The organism is Nonomuraea sp. NPDC052116 (genome assembly GCF_040680035.1).
In the GTDB taxonomy this organism is placed as follows: Bacteria; Actinomycetota; Actinomycetes; order Streptosporangiales; family Streptosporangiaceae; genus Nonomuraea; species Nonomuraea angiospora_A.
This window is the reverse complement of sequence record NZ_JBFAWA010000003.1, coordinates 326,727-347,849: the sequence shown is the minus strand read 5'-3', so window position 1 is coordinate 347,849 and position 21,123 is coordinate 326,727. Positions and strand designations below refer to the sequence as shown.

General features: G+C 71.9%; 16 protein-coding genes. 9 read left to right on the top strand and 7 right to left on the bottom strand.

What is annotated here, in order from left to right; genetic code table 11:
• The first annotated feature begins 33 nt into the window (after window positions 1–33).
• The 4 genes from AB0L65_RS07190 (at window position 34) to AB0L65_RS07175 (ending at window position 4,970) form a co-directional block, all read left to right on the top strand.
• Window positions 34–2,646, top strand: a complete 2,613-nt coding sequence (locus AB0L65_RS07190) for a CHAT domain-containing protein (RefSeq protein WP_364241404.1) — start codon at window positions 34–36, stop codon at window positions 2,644–2,646.
• Window positions 2,647–2,756: 110 nt separating this feature from the next.
• Window positions 2,757–3,608: a terpene synthase family protein gene (locus tag AB0L65_RS07185; RefSeq protein ID WP_364241401.1), complete on the top strand. Its 852-nt coding sequence runs from the start codon at window positions 2,757–2,759 to the stop codon at window positions 3,606–3,608.
• A gap of 273 nt (window positions 3,609–3,881) precedes the next feature.
• On the top strand, window positions 3,882–4,475 hold the full coding sequence (locus AB0L65_RS07180) for an ATP/GTP-binding protein (RefSeq protein WP_350734616.1): 594 nt from the start codon (window positions 3,882–3,884) through the stop codon (window positions 4,473–4,475).
• Between the two features lie 24 nt (window positions 4,476–4,499).
• Window positions 4,500–4,970: an Lrp/AsnC family transcriptional regulator gene (locus AB0L65_RS07175; protein WP_350734614.1), complete on the top strand. Its 471-nt coding sequence runs from the start codon at window positions 4,500–4,502 to the stop codon at window positions 4,968–4,970.
• 31 nt (window positions 4,971–5,001) lie between these two features.
• Here AB0L65_RS07175 and AB0L65_RS07170 read toward each other — a convergent pair whose 3' ends face one another.
• Genes AB0L65_RS07170 through AB0L65_RS07145 form a run of 6 tightly spaced genes read right to left on the bottom strand, consistent with a single transcriptional unit; the run spans window position 5,002 to window position 11,657 of the window.
• The gene (locus AB0L65_RS07170) at window positions 5,002–6,000 is read right to left on the bottom strand and encodes a BadF/BadG/BcrA/BcrD ATPase family protein (RefSeq protein WP_364241398.1); all 999 of its coding nucleotides are present in this window, start codon (window positions 5,998–6,000) and stop codon (window positions 5,002–5,004) included.
• On the bottom strand, window positions 6,000–7,259 hold the full coding sequence (locus AB0L65_RS07165) for a 6-phospho-beta-glucosidase (RefSeq protein ID WP_364241396.1): 1,260 nt from the start codon (window positions 7,257–7,259) through the stop codon (window positions 6,000–6,002). The genes AB0L65_RS07170 and AB0L65_RS07165 overlap by 1 nt, the downstream gene beginning before the upstream one ends.
• Entirely contained in the window at window positions 7,256–8,161 is a 906-nt protein-coding gene (locus AB0L65_RS07160; protein ID WP_364241394.1) for a carbohydrate ABC transporter permease, read from the bottom strand. Before AB0L65_RS07160 ends, AB0L65_RS07165 begins: the two co-directional genes overlap by 4 nt.
• On the bottom strand, window positions 8,158–9,087 hold the full coding sequence (locus AB0L65_RS07155) for a sugar ABC transporter permease (RefSeq protein WP_355198912.1): 930 nt from the start codon (window positions 9,085–9,087) through the stop codon (window positions 8,158–8,160). Before AB0L65_RS07155 ends, AB0L65_RS07160 begins: the two co-directional genes overlap by 4 nt.
• Before the next feature lies 1 nt (window position 9,088).
• Entirely contained in the window at window positions 9,089–10,435 is a 1,347-nt protein-coding gene (locus tag AB0L65_RS07150; RefSeq protein WP_364241391.1) for an ABC transporter substrate-binding protein, read from the bottom strand.
• A gap of 25 nt (window positions 10,436–10,460) precedes the next feature.
• Complete coding sequence (locus tag AB0L65_RS07145) at window positions 10,461–11,657, bottom strand: ROK family transcriptional regulator (protein WP_364241387.1); 1,197 nt, start codon at window positions 11,655–11,657, stop codon at window positions 10,461–10,463.
• Window positions 11,658–11,984: 327 nt separating this feature from the next.
• On the opposite strand from AB0L65_RS07145, the gene AB0L65_RS07140 reads away from it, so the two are divergent.
• The 3 genes from AB0L65_RS07140 (at window position 11,985) to AB0L65_RS07130 (ending at window position 17,370) form a co-directional block, all read left to right on the top strand.
• Window positions 11,985–14,264, top strand: coding sequence for an ATP-binding domain-containing protein (locus tag AB0L65_RS07140; RefSeq protein WP_364241384.1), 2,280 nt, complete (start codon window positions 11,985–11,987; stop codon window positions 14,262–14,264).
• Window positions 14,265–15,085: 821 nt separating this feature from the next.
• Complete coding sequence (gene lnt, locus AB0L65_RS07135) at window positions 15,086–16,624, top strand: apolipoprotein N-acyltransferase (protein WP_364241381.1); 1,539 nt, start codon at window positions 15,086–15,088, stop codon at window positions 16,622–16,624.
• The gene (locus AB0L65_RS07130) at window positions 16,624–17,370 is read left to right on the top strand and encodes a polyprenol monophosphomannose synthase (RefSeq protein WP_364241378.1); all 747 of its coding nucleotides are present in this window, start codon (window positions 16,624–16,626) and stop codon (window positions 17,368–17,370) included. The genes lnt and AB0L65_RS07130 overlap by 1 nt, the downstream gene beginning before the upstream one ends.
• A gap of 17 nt (window positions 17,371–17,387) precedes the next feature.
• On the opposite strand, the gene AB0L65_RS07125 is transcribed toward AB0L65_RS07130, so the two are convergent.
• Window positions 17,388–18,269 carry a MurR/RpiR family transcriptional regulator gene (locus AB0L65_RS07125; RefSeq protein ID WP_364241375.1) on the bottom strand — a complete coding sequence of 294 codons (882 nt, stop codon included), beginning with the start codon at window positions 18,267–18,269 and terminating at the stop codon, window positions 17,388–17,390.
• 115 nt (window positions 18,270–18,384) lie between these two features.
• On the opposite strand from AB0L65_RS07125, the gene AB0L65_RS07120 reads away from it, so the two are divergent.
• Both AB0L65_RS07120 and AB0L65_RS07115 read left to right on the top strand, forming a co-directional pair.
• Complete coding sequence (locus AB0L65_RS07120) at window positions 18,385–19,518, top strand: C45 family peptidase (protein WP_364241371.1); 1,134 nt, start codon at window positions 18,385–18,387, stop codon at window positions 19,516–19,518.
• On the top strand, window positions 19,515–21,122 hold the full coding sequence (locus tag AB0L65_RS07115) for an ABC transporter substrate-binding protein (RefSeq protein WP_364241368.1): 1,608 nt from the start codon (window positions 19,515–19,517) through the stop codon (window positions 21,120–21,122). The genes AB0L65_RS07120 and AB0L65_RS07115 overlap by 4 nt, the downstream gene beginning before the upstream one ends.
• The last annotated feature ends 1 nt before the right edge of the window (window position 21,123 follow it).

The following is a 21,123-nucleotide window of genomic DNA, read 5'->3' as shown; positions in this document are numbered from 1 at the left end:
GCCGCTGATACAGCAGGGGTCTACGATCGTTCCGTGTCCCGGGAAGATCCGCATGACCTGCTGGCCATGGTCTTCGCGAGACCCCGGGAGGCCCTGGCGGCCGCCAGGGCGCTGCTGGCCGACGGAAGGGGCCCGTACGAGTCCTCGATCGCCAGGCAGGCGCTCGGGATCCTGCACCGTGAGTTCGGCGACCTCGAGGCGGCCATCGGGGAGCTGCGGCATGCCGTGCGCCTGGCGCGGCGCTCCGGCTCGGCCGACCGCGAGACCGACGTGCTGGCCACGCTGGGCATCGCGCTGCTGCAGTCAGGACGTACGCGGGCGGGCCTGTCGGCGCTCGATCAGGCCGCGACCCGGGCGGACGGCACGACGCGGGCGCGGGTGCTGTTCCGCCGCGCGGGCGCCCGGTGGATCCTGGGCCGGCACGGGCCGGCCCTCGACGACCTGCGGGACGCGGTGCCCGCCCTGCTGGCGGCGCGCGACACGGTGTGGGCGGCGCGGGCGCTGACCCTGCGCGGGCACGTCCAGCTCGCGCTGGGCGCCGTCCGGCCCGCCGACGCGGACTTCCGCACGGCGCAGGACATGCTGGGCCCGACCCGGCAGGAGCACGACTCGGCGGTGGCCGTGCAGAACCGGGGGGTGGCGGCGTTCCGCACGGGCGATCTGCCCGCGGCGCTCGCCCTGCTGGACGAGGCGGAGCGGCGCTTCCGCTCGCTCGGCACGCCGATGTTCGACCTGGTCGGCGACCGGTGCGCGGTCCTGCTCGCCGCCGGGCTGGCCCGCGACGCGCTGGAGCACGCGGACGGAGGGCTGCGGCTGCTGGCCCGGCTGCGCGGCCAGGCGACCCGGCGCGCCGAGCTGCTGCTCATCGCCGCCCGCGCCGCCCTCCAGAGCGGCGACCCGGCCACCGCCGGCGAACGGGCGGGGGAGGCCCGGCGGCTGTTCGCCCGCCAGCACCGCGCGTGGTGGTCCGAGCATGCCCGCCTGATCGTCCTCCAGGCCGAACACGCCGCCCCGGACACCCCGGCGCGGCGGACCGCGCTGGGCGAGGCCCGGCGGCTCGCCGCGCGGCTGGCCGGGCTGGGGTCACCCGAGGTGTGGCAGGCCCATCTGGTGGCGGGACGGATCGCGCTCGCCCTGGGCGAACCGGGCGTGGCCGAGCGGCACCTCGCCAGGGCCGCCGACGTCCGGCACAAGGGGCCCGCCACGTCCCGGGCGGGCGGCTGGCTGGCCGAGGCGCTCCGGGCGGAGGCGGCCGGGGAGTCGCGCCGCCTGCTGCACGCCTGCCGGGCCGGTCTGGCGCTCATCGAGGAGCACCGGCTCACGTTCGGCTCGTCCGAGCTGCACGCGCTGGCCACCGCCCAGGGCGCGGAGCTGGTCACGCTCGCCCAGCGGCATCTGCTGCGCGAAGGGCGGCCCCGCCGGCTCCTGGCCTGGACGGAGCGGTGGCGGGCCACCTCGCTCGCCGTGCCCGCCGTGAGCCCGCCCGAGGACGGCGAGCTCCTGGCCCGGCTCGCCGCCCTGCGGCAGGCCGAGCACCTGCTGGCCCAGGCACGCCAGGACGGCGCCGCCTCGGCCGCGGCCCTGGAACGCGACCGCAGCCGCCTGGAGTCCCGCGTGCGCTCCGCCACGCTCCATGCCAAGGGGCATTCGCGCGGCGGGCGCGAGCGCCGGGACGACGACCGGGCCGGGCGGCTCCTGGACGCCCTCGGCGGGGGCCGGCTGGCCGAGCTGGTCGCCGTGGACGGCACGCTGCACGTCCTGCTCTGCGGCGACGGGACCGTGCGCCGCCACACCGCCGGGCCCATGGACCGGGCCGTCGCGGAGGTCGAGTTCGCCCGCTCCAGGCTGCGCCGCCTCGCCTACGAACGCGACCCCGACCAGGGCGAGCTCCACGACCTGGGCGCCCGGCTGGAGCGGGCGGTGCTCGGCCCGGTGGCGGGCCTGCTCGGCGAGGAGGGGCCGCTGGTCGTGGTGCCCCCCAGCACCCTGCACACCACCCCCTGGGGCCTGCTGCCGTCCCTGCGCCGCCGGCCCTTCACCGTCGCCCCCTCCGCCGGGGCGTGGCTGCGCGCCAGGTCGGCGCCGCGCCCCGACGGCGGTCGCATCGTCCTGGTCCGCGGCCCGGGCGTCGCCCACGCCGACCGTGAGGTACGCGAGATCGCCGGCCTGTACGCCCAGGCTGGCGGTGAAAAGCAGCCCTGGGACGTGTCCCTCCTCGAAGCGGGGCGGTCCACCGCGCCCGCGGTGCTGGCGGCCATCGACGGCAGTCTGCTCGCCCACCTGGCCGCGCACGGCACGTTCCGGGCCGACAGCCCGCTGTTCTCCTCGCTCCACCTCGACGACGGCCCCCTGACCGGCTACGACCTCGAACGCCTGCGCCGCGCCCCCCACCACCTCGTCCTGTCGAGCTGCGACTCCGGCCAGATGGCGGCCGTCGGCGCCGACGAGCTGCTGGGCCTGGCCACCGCCCTGCTCCGCCTCGGCACCGCCGGGATCGTCGCCAGCGTCGTCCCCGTGAACGACGAGACCGCCGTACCCGTCATGCTCGGCCTGCACGACGGCCTGCGCCGCGGGCTCGGCCTGGCCGAGGCGCTCTGCCGGGCCAGGGGCGACGACGTGTCGTTCATCGCCATCGGGGCAGGCTGAACGGGCCATTGATGGGAAGCGCGCGATCATGAAACAATTCCCTAACAGATGGATATCGGGGTTTGGGGGACGGTCGCCCATGATCCGCGAGCTGATCGAGCGGCCTTAGGATGCCGGACGACGAGCTGGACGAGGCGTTCGAGCTCGGCAGGACGTGCGCGCTGGCCGCCGAATGCGGCAGGGACCTGCGGCGCTGCGCCCAGATGTACAGCGGGCTGTTCCCCGTGGCGGCCTTCGGCGCGGAGTTCTACGCCACCCTGACCCTGTCCACGGCCTTCAGCGCCCCCTGGGCCAGCGCCGAGCACCTGAAGGTGGCCAACCGGGCCGCCCTGTGGGTCCTGGCCGTGGAGCGTCTCGTGGACCACACCGCCACCACCCGCGAGCAGGTCGACCGGCTGATCCGCGAATGCCTGTCGGTCGCCGACGGCGCCGTGCCCCGCTCGGCGGCGACCCGGTTCCTGGCCGACCTGCGGGACGAGCTGGGCACCGTGAAGGAGTTCGACGACCTGCGGTGGATCTGGCGCGACCAGCTCGCCGAGACGCTGACCGGCATGGGCAGGGCCTGGGTGTGGCGGGACACGCGGGCCGTCCTGACGCTGGAGCGCTTCCTCGACAACGCCGACAGCCGCGGCTCGTGCTTCGTGGACGTCTCGCACTGGATCTACACCGCCGACGACTGGGCCAGGACCCATCTCGACGACCTCCGCGCGGTCAGCAGGCAGGTCCAGCGCTACCTGCACCTGCTCGGCGACGTGGCCTCGTACCGCAAGGACATGAGCTGGGGCGACCTGAACGTCCTGGCGCTCGGCGTCAGCCGCGCCGAGGTCACCGGGGCGATGGCCGCCCTGGCCCGCGAGGCCGCCGGGCTCATCGAGCCGGTACGGGCCGGCAGCCCCCGCACCGCCGCCTACCTGCGCAGACAGATCGGATTCAACGCGGGTTTCGTCGGTATTTCGGGCTGAGGACCGGCCCGTTAAAGTGCTTGTCGGATTACCTGACACATTGGCTTGACACCTTGACCGTCAGATCCACGAATAAGGGCGCGTCGCACGACAAACCGTGACATTTTGATTCTTGTAAAAGATTGCGGCTTGAGTGGAAAATGTGGCGTTGCTAGGGTGTCTGGATGCCAGGCATGTGGAGCGACCCTCTCAATGCACCTTGACAGGTACCACTGACCACGGCACCTCAGGGGCGGGGTTGTGCATGCGCGGGAGAGGTACAGGCGGTGCTGGATGGAATTCGGTCGCTCTGACCGTTGGCGGCTGCCGACAGCGATCAAGATCCTGATCGCGGGTGGTTTCGGTGCGGGCAAGACCACCATGGTCGGTGCCGTGTCCGAAACCCGGCCATTGCGTACGGAAGAGGCGCTCACCCAGGTAGGGACCCACGTCGACGACCTGTCGGGCGTCGAGAGGAAGCTCACCACCACCGTGGCCATGGATTTCGGCCGCATCACCATCGCCAACGACTACATGCTCTACCTGTTCGGGACGCCCGGCCAGGAGCGGTTCTGGTTCGTGTGGGACGAGCTGGCCATGGGCGCCCTCGGCGCCGTCGTGCTGGCCGACACCCGCCGCCTCGACGACTGCTTCCCGGCCGTCGACTACTTCGAGAAGCGCGAGCAGCCGTTCATCGTGGCGCTCAACTGCTTCGAGGGCTCGAGGCCGTTCACGGTCGGCGAGGTGCGCTCGGCGATCGGCCTGGAGCCGGACATCCCCATCGTGCGCTGCGACGCCCGCAAGAAGGACTCGGGCCGGGAAGTGCTCATCACGCTCGTCGAGCACGCGATGCGCATGGGGGCCTCGCCCGTCGGGACCATGTCGTGACCATGACCGGCTAACCTTTTGGCGATGGAGGAGATCGACCGCCGGATCGTCACGCTGCTCGCCCGCGACGGCCGCATGAGCTTCACCGACCTGGCCAGGGAGACCGGCCTCTCGGTCTCGGCGGTGCACCAGCGCGTACGCCGTCTGGAAAAGCGCGGGGTCGTGCGCGGATACGCCGCGATCATCGACCATGAGGCGGTCGGGCTGCCGCTGACCGCGTTCGTGTCGATCAAGCCGATCGACCCGGCCGCGCCCGACGACGCCCCCGAGCGGCTGGCCCACCTGACGGCCATCGAGGCCTGCCACAGCGTGGCGGGCGACGAGAGCTACATCCTCAAGGTCCGGGTGGGCTCGCCGACGGCGCTGGAGGACCTGCTGCAGCAGATCCGCGCCTCGGCCAACGTCTCGACCCGCACCACGGTCGTGCTGAGCACCCCGTACGAGCACCGGGCCCCCGAGGTGGCCGGCGAGCTCCCCGCCGGCCCGGACGCCTGACCATCCACCCCCGGAGCGGCCCGCCGGGCGCTCAGCCCCGGCCAGGCGGCTCGTAGAGGGCGCGCAGGCGGGCCTTGGCGCTCTCCGCCGCGCCGAGGTGCTCCAGGCCGAGCAGGCCCGCGCCCACGATCGGGGGCACGTCGGCCAGCACCGGCTTCGCCCGCGGCGTCCGTACCGCGAAGGAGGAGTCCAGCAGCGACGTCAGCAGCGGATCCCGGGCCGTCAGCAGGCCCCCGCCCAGCACCACCTCGGTCGGCGTCTCCAGCAGGCCGAGGCGGCGCAGGCACACCTCCGCCATCACCGTCACCTCCTCCGCCTGCCGCTCCACCAGCGACCTGGCCACCGCGTCCCCGTCCGCGGCCGCCGCGAGCACGCCCGGCGACAGCTCGTGCAGGCGTTCCTCGCTCAGCCGGCCGAAGTGCACCTCCAGCACGAGCTCCTCGACCGTCGCCGTGCCGAAGTAGGACGTGATCAGCCAGGTCAGCGCGGTCGGCACGCCGCGCCCGTCCTCGGCTCGGACCGCGTGCCACAGCGCCTCCTCCGCCAGGCCCTGGCCGCCGCCCCAGTCGCCGCTGATCCGCCCGAGAGCGGGGAAGCGGGCCACCGCGCCCGCGGGGGAGACGCCGACCGCGTTGATGCCGGCCCCGCACACCACCGCCACCCCCCACGCGGCCGACGCCCCGGCCCGCAGGAGCGCGAACGTGTCGTTGCGCACCACCACGTCCCGGCCGAACCCCCTGGCCGCGAACTCCCGCGCCAGCGCCTCCTCCTCGACCGGCAGGTCCGCCCCCGCCAGGCAGGCCGACACGTGGTCGAACCCGCCCTCGGGACCCGCGTCGGCCCCCGCCTCCGGCCCCAGGGCGGCGAGCGCGTCCCGGACCACGCCCACCGCCGCCGCCACCCCGTCGCGCTGCGGCGCGAACGGCCCCGAGCGGCCCGTGGTGAGCACCTCGCCGTGCTCCGAGATCACCGCCACGTCGGTCTTGCTGTTGCCGCCGTCCACCGCCAGCACGAGCCGCGGGCGCCCCACTAGCCCACCGCCCACGGCAGATGCGCGCTGTTCGCCTCGAGGAGCAGGCCCGTCAGCTCCTCGGCGATCTCGTCCTGCCCGACCAGCGGATGGGCGAGCAGGGCGTCCCGCACCCGGTCCGCGCCGCCGTGCAGCGCCGCGTCCAGGGCCAGGCTCTCGTACGCGGACACGTGCGCGATCAGCCCGGCGTACAGCGGCTCGACCGGCGGCACCGGCAGCGGCACCGCGCCCCGGGCCCCGACGGCCGCGGGCACCTCGATCACCGCCGCGTCGTCGAGGAACGGCAGAGTGCCGCCGTTCCGGACGTTCACCACCTGGACGTCACCCCGGTCCCCGAGCAGCGACGCGATCAGCGCCACCGCCGCCTCCGAGTAGAACGCCCCGCCGCGCTCCGACAGCAGCTCCGGCTTGGTCACCACGGCCGGGTCGGCGTACATCTCCAGCAGCCGCCGCTCCAGCGCCGCCACCTCGGCCGCCCGCGACGGCTTGGCGCGCTGCTCGCGCACCACGGCGTCGTGCGCGTAGAAGTAGCGCAGGTAGTAGGAGGGGACCGAGCGCAGCCGCTCCAGCAGCTCCGGCCGCAGCCCGAGGCTGTCGGCGATCTCCTGCCCGTGCGAGCGCAGGATGGCCGGCAGGACGTCCTCGCCGTCCAGGTGGACGGACCGCTCCCAGGTCAGGTGGTTCAGGCCGACGTGGCCGAGCGAGACCCGCGAGGGCTCCACCCCCAGCCACCCGGCGAAGCTGCGCTGGAAGCCGATCGCCACGTTGCACAGCCCGATCGCCCGGTGCCCGGCGTCCAGGAGGGCCCGGGTGACGATGCCGACGGGGTTCGTGAAGTCCACGATCCACGCCTGCGGCGCCAGCGCGCGGACCACCGAGGCGATCTCCAGCACGACCGGCACCGTGCGCAGCGCCTTGGCCAGCCCGCCCGCGCCCGTCGTCTCCTGCCCCACGCACCCGCAGCGCAGCGGCAGCGTCTCGTCCACCTCCCGAGCCGCCTGCCCGCCCACCCTGAGCTGGAACAGCACCACCTGCGCCCCCGCGACCCCCTCCTCCACCGAGGAGGTGGCCAGCACGCGCGCCGGATGCCCCGCGTGCGCCAGCATCCGCCGCGACACGCCCGCCACCAGCTCCAGGCGCGCGGCGTCGGGGTCTATCAGGGCGATCTCCGTCACCGGCAGCTCGTCGCGCAACCGCGCGAAGCCGTCGACCAGCTCAGGCGTGTACGTCGAGCCGCCCCCGACCACGGCCAGTTTCAACCCTTCACTCCCGTCAAAGTCACGCCCTCGATGAACACTCGCTGGGCGAAGAAGAACACGATGATCACCGGTGCGGTCACCAGCAGCGTGGCGGCCATGGTGAGGTTCCACTGCACGCTGTGGAACGCCTTGAACGTGGCCAGGCCGAGCGACAGCGTCAGGTGGTCCTGTTCGACGCCGGCGTACAGCAGCGGCCCGTAGTAGTCGTTCCAGCAGTAGAAGAACTGGAACAGGGCGACCGCCGCGATGGCCGGGCGGGCCATCGGCAGGACCACCCTGACGAGGGTCGTGAAGTCGGAGCAGCCGTCCACCTTGGCCGCGTCGGTGTAGTCGCGCGGGATCGTGACCAGGAACTGCCGCAGCAGGAAGATCGAGAACGCGTCCCCGAGCAGCATCGGCAGGATCAGCGGCCACAGGCTGTCCGTCAGCCCCAGCCGCGCCCACACCAGGTAGATCGGCACCGCGATGACCTGCGGCGGCAGCATCATCGCCGTGATCACCAGCAGGAACGCCAGCCGCCGCCCGCGAAAGCGGAACTTGGCCAGCGCGTACGCCACCGGCACCGACGACACCACGGTGAACAGCGTCCCGAGCACCGCGTACAGGAGCGTGTTGGCCGCCCACCGCAGCAGCATCGACTTCTCGAACACCACGGCGAAGTTGTCCCAGTTCCAGCTGTGCGGCCACAGGTCGCTGGTCAGCGCCTGCTGGTCGGTCATCAGCGCGGTCAGCGCGATGAACACCACCGGCGCCAGGAACATCAGCGCCAGCGCGACGGCCAGCGCGTGCGTGGCGATCCACACCAGCACCCGCCGCCTGCGGGCCCGGACGCCGTCCCGCCGGGCGTGCGCGGCCACCGGACGGGGCGGCGCGGTGCCCGGGTCGACGATCGTGGCACTCATGACGCCTCCTCGGCCTTGCGGAACTGCCGCAGCAGGATCAGCGTGAAGATCATCGAGGTGGCGAACAGGAGCAGCGCGAGCACGCACGCGTACCCCATGGAGTAGTCGCGGAAGCCGACCTGGAACAGCCACTGCGGCAGCGTCAGCAGCGACTCGTCCGGATAGCCGGGCGAGAACGAGCTGCCCGGCGAGTCGGTCTCGCCCGAGGCCACCCGGGAGGCGATCATCGCCTGCGTGAAGTACTGCAGGGCGTAGATGACGTTCGTGACCAGGGAGAACATCAGCACGGGCGCGATCGCGGGCAGCGTCACGCTGCGGAACTGCCGCCATGCTCCCGCCCCGTCGATGGCCGCGGCCTCGTACAGGTGCCTGGGCACGTCCAGCAGCGCCGCCATGAAGATCACGACGAGCTGGCCGCAGCTCCACAGCGACAGCAGCGTCAGGCTCGGCTTCGACCAGGCCGGATCGCCGAACCAGTCGGGCCCCCGGACCCCGAACAGGGCCAGGAACTGGTTCCACGGCCCGGTCGCCGGGTTCATCAGGAAGACGAACGTGATCGTGCCGGCCGCGAGCGGCACCAGCGACGGCAGGTAGAAGATCGTGCGGAACAGCCCGACGCCGGCCTTGAGCCGCACCACGAGCTGCGCCAGCGCCAGCGAGCACAGCACGGTCGCCGGCACCATGATGAGCACCAGCCACAGCGTGTTCTTCGCCGAGGTCAGCACCCTGGGGTCCGCGAACAGGTAGCGGTAGTTGTCCAGGCCGGCGAACTCGAGGGTGTACATGTCGTAGCGGTGGAAGGAGAAGTACACCGTGGACAGCAGCGGGTAGACGAAGAAGATCGACACCCCGGCGATCCACGGCGACAGCCACACGAGGGCCCGCAGGCCCTCGCGGCGCCGCCACACGTCAGCGAGCGCGGCCACCTCAGCCCCCGGACAGCTTCAGCTTGTCGTCGATCTGCTTGTCCACGCCTTTCAGCCCGGCGTCCAGATCGGGTACGCCGCCCTTCTCCCACTTGGTCACGAACGTGCCCATGACCTCCTGGTTGAAGACGCTGTTCACGCTGGCGGGGATGGTCGAGGTCTTCGGGTGGGCGAAGATGTTCAGGAACGTCGTGAAATTGGCGTCCTTGGCCAGCTCGGGGGACTCCATCGACGCCTTCGTCGTCGGCACGTTGCGCAGCGCGTTCGACAGCGTCACCAGCGAGGAGGTGTCCGTGGTGAGGTGCTTGACCAGCTCCCACGCCTGCTGCGGATGCTTGGCCCCCTTCGGCACGCCGATCACGGTGCCCGCGGTGAAGCCGCTGCCGTACAGGTCGGGCCGGTCGTCGGCGACGGGCAGGGGAGCGGTGCCGTAGTCGAGGTCCTTCGCCTCGTTGGCAATCATGGCGTTACGCCACTCGCCGTCCAGGACCATGGCCACCTTGCCCTGGTAGAACGGGTGCTTGGCGCTCCACTCGTCGCCCAGGCTCTTGCGGAACTTCTCCAGGTTGGCGTAGCCGTACCAGTCGACGAGCTCCTTCTGCCAGGTCAGCAGCCGCTTCCAGGCCGGGTCGGAGCCGATGGCCGAGGTGCCGTCGTCGTTGTACCACTTGGCGCCGACCATGGGGGCCAGGTGGGTGGGGCTGTTCTCGTAGTACTGGACGCTCGGGATGAACCCGGCCACCTTGATCGTGCCGTCGGCGTCGCGCACGGTGAGCTTCTTGGCCAGCGCGGTCAGCTCGCTCAACGTCTTGGGCGGCTGACCGCCCTTCATCAGCGCCTTGTTGTAGTAGAGCCCGTACGCGTCCGCCAGCAGCGGCAGCGTGCACTGCCTGCCCTCGAAGCCCGAGTACGAGCGCGCCACCTCGGGCAGCACCGACAGGTCGATCCCGTCCTGCTTGATCACCGGGGTGAGATCCTGGAACGCTCCCGACTTGCACCATTGGGCCACGCTGTCAGTGGTGAACGAGGCCGCCACGTCGGGCGCGTTCCCGCCCCGGATGGCCTGGGTGATCTGGTCGTCCTGGACGTTCTTGACGGCCTTGACGGTGATCTGCGGGAATTTCTTATTGAAGCCCGCGATGGCCTCCTCGAACGCCTTGACCTCGGCGTCCGTGTTGAACCCGTGCCACAGCTCCAGCGTGGCCGCCGGGAGCGCCTGCGAGGCCGAGCCCGAAGGTTTGGGCTGGGCGCCGAGCGACGGCCCTGCCTGTTTGTTCGCGGTGCACCCGCTCAGAGTGCAGGCGGTCAGCGCGAGAGCCGCGGCGACCGACAGAGGGACGAAGCGCACGGGGGGTGCCTCCTGCCGTGGTGGATCATGTCGGAACGGTTGAGCTGAAAACCTCTTCGCGTACGGTGGCAAGAGCCAGATCGAGGGCGCCGGCGAGGACGGGGTTGCCCTCGACGCTCGACAGCCGGACCCGGGGCTGCGGGATGGTGAGCGCGTGCAGCTCGTGTTCGACCAGCTCGCGCAGGGTCTCGCCGCCCGACAGCACGACGCCGCCGGTCAGCACGATCAGTCCGGGGTCCACGACGGACGTGATCGCGGCCAGGCCCACGGCCAGCCGGGCGGCGATGTCGCGCAGCCCCGCCCTGGCGTCGTCGGCCTTCTGGCCCTTCCCCTCGGCCGCCCGCACGGCGTTGGCGACCGCGTGCGGGAAGTCGCCGCCGCGCACGCCGTACGAGCGCAGCAGCTTCAGCACCGCCGGGCCGCCGGTGAGCGCCTGGTAGCCGTGGTTGGCATAGCGCCCCGCCTCGCGGGCCGTCGGCGCGCCCGGGGTCGGCATGTAGCCCACCTCGCCCGCGCCGCCCGTGGCGCCCCGGTGCATCCGGCCGCCCAGCACGATGGCCGAGCCGATGCCCTCGTCGGCCCACAGCAGCACGAAGTCCTGATGGCCCTGGGCCGCCCCGTGCGCCTGCTCGGCCACGGCGACCAGGTTGACGTTGTTCTCCACGTCCACCGGCACGCCCAGGCCCGCGCTGAGGGTCGGCACCAGGTCGGGGAGCTGCCAGCCGGGCACGTCCTTGGCGGCCGCGTACCCCAGCCTGCCGGTGGACGGGTCGATCGCGGCCTGCACGCCGATCACGACCCGGCGCAGCTTGTCCGGCGGGCTCGCGCCCTCCAGGGCCGCGTTCAGGCGGTCCACCAGCTCGCCGGGGGGCCGGCGCGGGGTCGGGAGCGTGTGCTCGCCGACGATCGTGCCGGTGATGTCGGCCACCTTGGCCTCGATCCGGTCGGGCGTGACGTCCAGCGCGGCCACGTACGCCGCCGCCGGGTTGATCCGGTAGACCTCCGCCGTACGCCCCGGCAGGCCCTCCCTGATGCCGTCGAGCACCACCAGCCCGGCCTCCTGCAGCCGGGCGAGGAGCTGGGACGCCGTCGGCTTGGACAGCCCGGTGAGGGTGCCGATCTCGGGGCGGGTCAGCGGACCGCGTTCGAGGAGTGCCTGCAGGGCGGCGCGATCATTGATGGCACGTAGCAGACTGGGGGTCCCCGGTACCGGACCGCTCACGGATGGACTCCTTGCGAGTTAGGAAACTTTCCTAACTCGGAACATAGGGAGTCCGGCCCCGTGGGTCAAGAGCCGGATGCAGGTGAAACCAAGCCGTAACAAGGAAAGAGATCGGAGAGAGAAAGCAAGTGGGAGTGCCTCAACAGGCGTGCTAATGTCGTCGTTTGTCGTAACAACAAGCAGAATGGCCCGGAGTGTCTCATTAACCACAATAACGGTCAGGCGGCAACTCGTCAAACAGAGCTCGCCAGGGAGCAGGCGTACGTCACCCGACTCTACGACCGCCTCGACGAGCTGCGCGAGCGTACCCAGCGGCAGCTCAAGGAGGTGCTGGCCACGGGCGCCGTCGGCACGATGCAGAACAGGTCGGAGCGCGACACGTTCGCCGAGATGTACGCCTCCAGGCTCGCCCGGCTCTGGGCGGTCGAGCGCGGCCTGATTTTCGGTCGCCTCGATCATGTCGACGAGGGCCGGCTGTACATCGGCAAGCTCGGCATGACCGACGACGAGCAGCTGCGCCTGCTCATCGACTGGCGCGCGCCGGTCGCGCAGCCGTTCTACCGTGCCACCCCGGCCGCTCCGATGGGCCTGACCAGGCGCCGCCACCTGCAGACCAAGGGCCGCGCCGTGATCGGCGTCGACGACGACCTGCTCGACCTCGACTCGCTCACCGACGACGACCGCGCCACGCTCAACGGCGAGGCGGCCCTGCTGGCCGCGCTCGACGAGCGGCGCACCGGCCGCATGCGCGACATCGTGGCGACCATCCAGGGCGAGCAGGACCGCGTCATCCGCAGCGACCTGAACGGCGTGCTGGTCGTCCAGGGCGGGCCCGGCACCGGGAAGACGGTCGTCGCGCTGCACCGCGCCGCGTACCTGCTCTACACCCACCGCGAACGGCTCGAGCGGCGCGGCGTGCTCATCCTCGGGCCCAACCTCACCTTCCTGCGCTACATCGAGCAGGTGCTGCCCTCGCTCGGTGAGACCGACGTGCTGCTGTCCACGGTCGGGGAGCTGTACCCGGGCGTGACCGCCACCGCCAGGGAGCGGCCCGAGGTGGCCGCGCTCAAGGGCGACGAGCGCATGGCCGAGGTGATCGCCAAGGCCGTACGCGACCGGCAGCGGGTGCCGCGCAAGCCCGTCGAGCTCACCATCGGGCGCATCACGCTCACCATCGACCGTTCCATGCTCGACGGCGCGCGCAACAAGGCCACCCGCTCCCGGCGGCCGCACAACCAGGCGCGCGCCGTGTTCGTCCGGTCGCTGCTGAACGCCCTGGCCAGGCAGCAGGCCCGCAAGATCGGCAAGGGGCTCATCGACGACGACGAGCTGGCCGACCTGCGCGAGGAGCTGCGTACCGAGCCGGTGGTCAAGTCCGCGCTCAACCGGCTGTGGCCGTACCTGACGCCGCAGCGGCTGCTGCTCGGCCTGTACGGCTCCCCGGAGCGCCTCGGCTACGCCGCCTCCGAGCTGAGCCCGCAGGAACGCGCCCTGCTGCGGCGCGACGGCGGGGAGTGGACCGAGTCGGACGTCCCGCTGCTGGACGAGGCCGCCGAGCTGCTCGGCGAGATCGACGAGCAGGTGCTGCGGGCCAGCGCGATGCAGGCCGAGGAGGAGCTGGCCGCCGCCAGGCAGGCCGAGGAGAGCGAGCGCGAGGCCGAGCTCGCCTACGCGCGCGAGGTCCTGGAGCTGACCGGGCTGTCCGACGTCATGGAGGCCGAGCGCCTGGCCGAGCGCCAGCGCGGCGAGGGCCCCTACCTCACCACCGCCGAGCGCGCGGCGGCCGATCGCACGTGGGCCTACGGGCACGTGATCGTGGACGAGGCGCAGGAGCTGTCGCACATGGCGTGGCGGGCGGTCATGCGGCGGTGCCCGACGCGGTCGATGACGATCGTCGGCGACATCGCGCAGACCGGGTCGGCGGCCGGGGCTCGGTCGTGGGAGGAGGTCCTCGACCCGTACGTGGCCGGGCGGTGGCGCCAGGAGAGGCTCACCGTCAACTACCGCACGCCGGTGGAGCTGATGGCGGTGGCCGCCCGGGTGCTGGCCACCATCGACCCGGCCCTGCGGGCGCCCACGTCCGTGCGCGAGCTCGGCGTGGAGCCGTGGTCGGCGCCGCTGCCGGCGCTGGCGGAGCTGGTCAAGGCCGAGGTGGGGGAGGGCGGCAAGGTCGCCGTGGTGGTGCCGGACGCGCTGCTGGAGTCGCTGGGGGCGGAGGTGGCCGCCACGGTGACGGGCGCGGTGGTGGTGACGCCCGGCCCGGGCCGCGCCGGGAAGCCGGGATCCGGGGCGGGACGCGGAGCGGCGCCGTCCGGCACGGACCCGGCCGGGGCGGTGGCGACGGGCGTGGGGCGGACCGGGGCGGCGGCGGCCCTCGACGCGCCGGTGGCCGTGATGGGGGTGGCGGACGCGAAGGGGCTGGAGTTCGACTCGGTGATCGTGGCCGAGCCGGACCTCATCGCCGCCCAGTCGCCACGGGGTCCGAGCGACCTGTATGTTGCTCTCACCCGCGCCACGCAAAGGCTCGGAGTGGTGCACGAGCGGCCGCTGTCGCAGGCCCTGAGAGGCTTGCCGAGCCGCTCTCCGGCGTCCGCTAATGACCTTTGACCGGCTTACGCCCCCATGTCCTACCTGCGAAAACTTGATGTTTCTGCTGATCGGGACACGGTTGACATCTGAGGTGGAGTCGGTAGTTTGCTGCGCAGTCCAGCACGGGACTTGGCCGGTTGGCCGTCTCTGACATCGTCGGATCCTGCGTCCGTGACGGAGTGTGACTCCGTCCACACAGCCAGGTGCAGGGCCGTCGGTCCGTCGAGTCGGGGCACCCCAACCGGGCGGGGGGTTGGACCCGGGACGGGTCCGGGAGCCCAGTAGACAACGGAATTCCGAGCTCGCCGCCGACGAGACGGGTCCGGTCCGAAGGGTTTCCGGGCCCTCTTCCCGCTCTCGTGCGCAGGACCGACATGTGCGCCGGGTGGTCCCGTAGGTCGCGGGATCACCCTGCCGCCTCCGGGCGTGAAACGCCGATTCTTTCGATCTTCCGGTGCTGCGCTGGCTTCGACCGCCCTTGCGGGGCGGTAGCGTTTTCGCAAGCAGGCGTGCGATTCGGCGGAGGAGACCCCGGAGTGGTTCAGGAGAGAACGAGCCTACCGCCCACCCCCGGGCGTGAGCCGGCTCGCGCCGACGCCCCGGACACGACGCTCGCGGACGCAGCCCTCACGGACACGGCCCTCACGGACGCGGCGCCTGCGGCCGGACCCGAGCCCACGCCACCGTCCACCGCCGCCTCTGCCCGCGAAGGCTCGCCCGAAGAGACGCCTTCGCCTGACACCGCATCCCCCACCGCCTCCGCGCCCGAGCCCGCTGCGCCATCCGCCGCCGCCGCCGACGTCGCACCCGCGTCCAAGGGGCCGGCTGCGTCCGAGACGGTGAGTCCGGGAAGCCGGGAGCCGGGGCGGGTGCTGTGGGCCCGCGTCGTGGCGGGTGTGGTCGGCGGGGTGGCGTTGTACACCGCGTTCCCGTCGCTCAACTGGTGGCCCGCCGCCCCGATCGGCGTCGGGCTGATCGTCGCGTCGCTCTACGGCACCCGGCCCAGGAGGGCCGCCTGGCTCGGCTACCTGATCGCCCTGGTGTTCCTGTTGCCCACCCTCGCCTGGGTGCGGCCCATCGGCGACGACGTCTGGCTGATGCTGGTCGCCACGGAGAGCGTGTTCTACGCCGTCATGGCCGCCCTGGCCGCGCTGGTGTTCAGGCTGCGCGCGTGGCCGCTGTGGTTCGGCGGGCTGTGGGTGGCCATGGAGTGGGCCCGCAGCCAGGTGCCCATCGGCGGGTTCCCGTGGGCGCGGCTGGCGTTCAGTCAGAGCGAGTCGCTGTTCACGCAGTACGCCGCGCTGGGCGGCGCGCCCCTGGTGTCGTTCGCCGTGGCCTTGTGCGGCGCCCTGCTGGCCTACGCGGCCCTGGTCCGGCCCAAGGTCGAGGGCGGGTGGCGCAGGGCCGTGCCGGCGATCCTGGCGCTGGCCGTGCCGGTGCTGACGCTGGCGCTCCCCAGGCCGGGCGACGAGGGGCGGACGGTCAACGTCGGCATCGTCCAGGGGAACGTCCCGGGCAGGGGCATGGGCTTCCTGGGGGACGAACCCGCCGTTGTCCTGAAAAATCATGCCAATGAGACGAAGCGCCTGGCCCAGGCCGTACGCGAAGGAAAACTCCCCAAACCCGACGCGGTCGTCCTCCCCGAGAACTCCACCGACATCGACCCCTACCGGGACCCGTACGCCCGCGAGATCATCCAGGACTCCGTCCGCGACGTCGGCGTCCCGACGCTGATCGGAGCCGTGGTCGCGATCGGCGAGGACTCCCGCGCCACCCGCAGTCTCGTCTGGGACCCGGTGACCGGCCCCGGCGCTTATTACGACAAGCAGCATCTGGTCCCGTTCGGGGAGTACACGCCGTTCAAGGAGATCGTCCTGGCCCTGTGGGAGCGGGCGAGCCTGGTCGGACGGCAGTCCGTCCCGGGGGACAAGCCGGGCGACCTGAAGCTGGGCCCGATCACGATCGGCGCGGTCAACTGCTACGAGGTGGCCTACGACGACACCGTGCGCGGCACCGTGCGCGCCGGGGGCACGGTCCTGGCGATGCAGGCCAACAACGCCACGTACGCGCTGTCGAATCTGCCGACACAACAGCTGGCCATGTACAAGCTGCGCGCCGTCGAGCACAACAGGGCGGTCGTGGCCGCCGCCACCACGGGGATCTCCGCCTACATCCGACCTGACGGTAAGGTCTCCTGGCAGACCCGCGAACTGGTCGCGGACATGAACGTGGTCAAGGTGCCCGTACGCACCCAGGAAACGATCGCCACCACGGTGGGCGCGGTTCCTGAGTGGGCATTGATGGTGATGGGAGCGGCGGCGGCAGGAGTCGCCGCGTGGCGGGGCAGGCGGCGAGGCGATCGGATGAGGAACGACTGATGATGGAGACTCTCGGCCGGGTGCTCGTCGTCGTACCGACCTACAACGAGCGCGACAACCTGCCCATGATCGTGGAGCGGATCCGGGCGGCGCTGCCGGAGGTCCACGTGCTCGTGGCCGACGACAACAGCCCCGACGGGACCGGCGAGGTGGCCGACGGGCTGGCCGACGGCGACGACCACGTCCACGTCCTGCACCGGGAGACCAAGCAGGGTCTCGGCGCGGCGTACATCGCCGGGTTCCGCTGGGGGCTGCGGGAGGGCTACGACGTCCTGGTCGAGATGGACGCCGACGGCTCCCACCAGCCCGAGGAGCTGCCCAAGCTGCTCGAGGCGCTGGCCGACGGCGCCGACCTGGCGATCGGGTCGCGTTACGTGCCCGGCGGCAAGGTCGTCAACTGGCCGCACCGGCGCGAGCTGCTGTCCAAGGGCGCCAACCTCTACACCCGGGTGATGCTCGGCCTGCCCGTGCGCGACGCGACCGCCGGGTTCCGCGCCTACCGCGCCGCCACCCTGGAGAAGGTGGGCCTGTCCGGCGTCGAGTCGCAGGGCTACTGCTTCCAGGTCGACCTCACGCTACGCACGTCCAGGAACGGGCTACGGGTGGTGGAGGTGCCCATCACGTTCGTGGAGCGGACGGTGGGCAAGAGCAAGATGAGCGGCAAGGTCATGTCCGAGGCGCTGTGGCGCATCGGCCTGTGGGGCGTCACGGGCCTGCCCAAGCGGCTGCGCCGCGGCCCCCACTAGCGGAGCGGCGGCCCTCACTAGCGGAAACGCGGGCCGAGCAGCTGCTCGCGCAGCGCGTTGAGCTGGTGGGAGTGCTCGACGGATCGCGGCTCGTCGAGCGAGTCGAGCGCCAGCAGCAGCGCGTCGGCCACGAGGATGCCGGCCAGGGGCTCGCCGGTGATGCCGGTGGGGGTGTGCGGCGCGGCCAGCACCGCGTCCACGCGTTCGGCGAACTCGCCGCCGAGCTCGTCGGAGATCAGCACGATGCCCGCGCCCACCGCGTGGGCCCGCTCGATCAGCACGGTGATCTCCTTGAGCCGGCGGCCGGGCTGGAAGATGACGAGCACCTCGTCGTGGGCCAGCGAGAGCAGGTCGTCGGCGAGCGCGAAGCCGGTGGCCGAGGTGGCGCGGGCGCGGTGGCCCCGGCGGCCCAGCTTGAGCGCCAGGTGGCGGGCCGCCGGGTCGGACGCGCCGGCGCCGTAGACGAGCACTCCTGGCGCGTTGACCAGCAGCTCCACGGCCTTCTTGTACGCCTCGGGGTCGAGCAGGCGGCGGCAGTGGTCGATCCGTTCGCGGGCCTCGTCGAAGACCCGCTCCCAGATGGCCGACAGGTCCTGGCCCACGTGGCCGATGCGCCGCTTGAGCCGGACGTCGGGCGCCACGGACGAGGTGAACTCGGCCGCCAGCGCCCGCTTGAGCCCGGGCAGGCCGCCGAAGCCCAGCCGCTGCATGGTGCGCACCACGGTGGCGTTGCTGGTGCCGGTCGCGCTGCCCAGCTCCTGGGCGCTGGCGAAGAGGATCTGCTCGGGCGAGGCCGAGATCAAATAGTGGCACACGGCCCGCTCAGCCGGTGACAGCTCGTCCCACAGTTGCCTGACCATGGCCCTGAGCTGCTCGATCGGGCTGTGTGTATTTTCCATTACGACTCTTGACTCCCGTGTAGCGCTCATTACTCTGTCTTTGGAAACGACCGCTACAGACTTGCCGTCCCTTGAAATGAACGTTACAGGACGCCGGCCGGTCCAAGGAGCACCATTGAGCCTCACATCCCTGCCCCTCGTCGAGATCTCCGGCGCTCCGCGCGAGCGCGGGCGCCAGTACGGCGAGCAGGCCCGCGACCGCGTGCACCGCGCGCTGGCCTACTACGCCGAGGCGTTCGCGCACTCCAGCGGCCTGTCGTGGGAGCAGGTCGGCGCGCGTGCGGCGCGCTGGGTCGAGCCCAGCAAGGAGTTCGCGCCGGAGCTGGTCGAGGAGATGGAGGGCATCGCCGAGGGCGCCGGCGTCGGCTTCCTCGACATCCTGGCGCTCAACGCCCGCGGCGAGATCATCTACGACACCACGTTCGGCTCCATGGAGCCCGACGGGTGCACGTCGTTCGCGCTGATGCCGCAGGCCTCCGGCGACGGCCACGTCTACGCGGGCCAGAACTGGGACTGGCGCGACGGCGTCTCCGACACGGTGATGGTGCTCAGAGTGGTGCAGCCCGGCCGGCCGACGGTCATCATGCACGTGGAGGCGGGGCAGGTCGGGCGGCAGGGGGCCAACTCGGCGGGCATCGCGCTCAACGCCAACGGGCTCGGCGGCCGCTTCGACGACTCGGTGGGCGTGCCGCAGACGCTGATCAGGCGCAAGGTGCTCGACAGCGGCAACCTCAACTCGGCGCTGGAGGCGCTGACCAAGTCGCGGGCCCACATCGCCAGCAACGCGCTGGTCACCCATCGCGACGGGTTCGCCATCGATCTGGAGACGACCCCGGGCGCGATCGGCTGGATGTACCCGACCGACGGGCTGCTCGTGCACGGCAACCACTACCAGGCGTTCGTGCCGCCGCAGCTGGCCGCGACCTACCGGCCCGGCTCGGCCGACTCGCTGTTCCGGGTGCCCAGGGCCGAGGGCGGGCTGCGTGCCGTGGCCGAGGCGTCCGGCACCGACGAGGCCCGCAAGCGCATCAGGCTCGCCATGTCCGACCACCTGGGCTACCCCGAGTCCCTCTGCACCCACCCCGACGAGACCCAGCCCGCCGTCAAACGGTGGGCGACCCTGCTGTCGAGCTGCGTCGACCTCACCACGGGCGACTACCTGATCGCGGCCGGCACGCCCTGTGACCACGAGTACGAGCGCGTGCCCTGGAACCTCTACGACGGACCGCATGGAGAAGTGACCCCGTGAAGAAGACCCTCGCCCTGCTCGGGCTCGCCGCTCTCACCGCGGCCTGCGGCGGCCCCGCGGCCACCACCAAGGCGCCCGACCCGGCCACGCTCACGCTGGTCGACCGCACGCCGAAGGCGGCAGGCCCGCTCGACAACGCCGTCTGGCTGCTCGGCCAGGAGCCCGGCACCCTCGACCTCGACCTCGACGGCGGCACCGACAACCGCACGGTCATGGCCAACGTCTGCGAGCGCCTCATGCAGACCCAGCCCGACATGACGGTCAAGCCGTGGCTGGCCGAGAAGGCCGAGCAACCCGACCCCAAGACCATGGTCCTCACGCTGCGCCAGGACACCACGTTCCACGACGGCTCGCCGGTCACCGCCGACGACGTCGTGTGGAGCCTCAAGCGGCACTCGAGTGACGGCAAGGACGAGTCCGACGAATTCGAGGACGTGCAGTCGGTCACCAAGACCGGCGACCACGAGGTCACGATCGCGTTCAAGCGGCCCAACGCGCTGTTCGTGCAGGCCCTCGCGGGCGGCGCGGGCATCGTCCTGAACCAGAAGGTCGTGGACGAGCTCGGCAAGGACTTCGGCACACCCGGGCACGAAGACGCCTGCAGCGGGCCCTACCGGCTCAAGGAGTGGAAGTCCGGCAGCCAGTTGACGATCGAGCGCTATGACGCGTACTGGAACAAGGACGTCAAGCCGCTCACCAAGAGCGTCACCTTCCAGTGGGCCGAGGACACGGCGCTGGTCAACAGCCTGGTCACGGGGGCGGCGCAGGGGGCGTACCTGTCGGACACCGGGCCCGCGGTGGCGCTGCAGAGCAACCAGGCGGTGAGCGTGGCCTACGGCGCGACCACGCGCGTGTACGTGCTGCTGCCGACCGACCGCGGCGTGATGAAGGACGCGCGGATCCGGCGGGCGCTGTCGCTGGCGGTGGACCGGGCGGGCATCGCCAAGTCCGGGTTCGCGGGGCTGGCCAGGCCGTGGAAGGTGCCGGTCGGGGCGGGGGCGTGGTCCTACGAGAAGGAGGCGTTCCAGGCGGCCTACGACCAGCTGCAGGGGGCGCCGGAGTCGCCGCGGCTGGAGGAGGCCAAGAAGCTCGTACAGGAGGCCGGGGCGCCGAAGGAGCCGATCATCGTGGCGACCAACGGCGAGCAGTCCCGTACGGTGATCGCCAACGCGGTGGTCGACGCGGCGAAGAAGATCGGGCTGACCGCGCAGATCAAGACCGTCCCCGCCTCGGAGTTCGGCAGCTTCTACACCGACGAGTCGCTGCGCGCGCAGGTGGACCTGGTGCCCGACGACTGGTACATCACCAAGTCCGACCCGATCGGCTTCTACGACAACGGCCTGACCGGCTCGGCGAACAACTGGGTCAAGTTCAGCTCGCCCGAGTACGACGAGCTCGTCGCCAAGGCGCTGAGCGCCACCGACGACGCGGCCCGCGCCAAGGACGTCATCGAGCTGCAGCGCCGCTTCACCGCCGACATGGTGTGGATCTCGCTGGTCGAGGTGCCCAACGCGGTCGTGCTCGGCAGCAAGGTGACCGGGCCCCCGGCCTCGCAGGTGAACATGGGCTACCCGTGGGCGGCCGACCTCGGGGCCAAGGGCTGAG

What these genes read in the sequence shown, in the direction of transcription:
- AB0L65_RS07185 (WP_364241401.1), top strand. Translation starts at nt 2,757, where the DNA reads ATGCCGGACGACGAGCTGGACGAGGCGTTCGAGCTCGGCAGGACGTGC.
- AB0L65_RS07160 (WP_364241394.1), bottom strand. Translation starts at nt 8,161, where the DNA reads ATGAGTGCCACGATCGTCGACCCGGGCACCGCGCCGCCCCGTCCGGTG.
- AB0L65_RS07180 (WP_350734616.1), top strand. Translation starts at nt 3,882, where the DNA reads ATGGAATTCGGTCGCTCTGACCGTTGGCGGCTGCCGACAGCGATCAAG.
- AB0L65_RS07130 (WP_364241378.1), top strand. Translation starts at nt 16,624, where the DNA reads ATGATGGAGACTCTCGGCCGGGTGCTCGTCGTCGTACCGACCTACAAC.
- AB0L65_RS07125 (WP_364241375.1), bottom strand. Translation starts at nt 18,269, where the DNA reads ATGGAAAATACACACAGCCCGATCGAGCAGCTCAGGGCCATGGTCAGG.
- AB0L65_RS07175 (WP_350734614.1), top strand. Translation starts at nt 4,500, where the DNA reads ATGGAGGAGATCGACCGCCGGATCGTCACGCTGCTCGCCCGCGACGGC.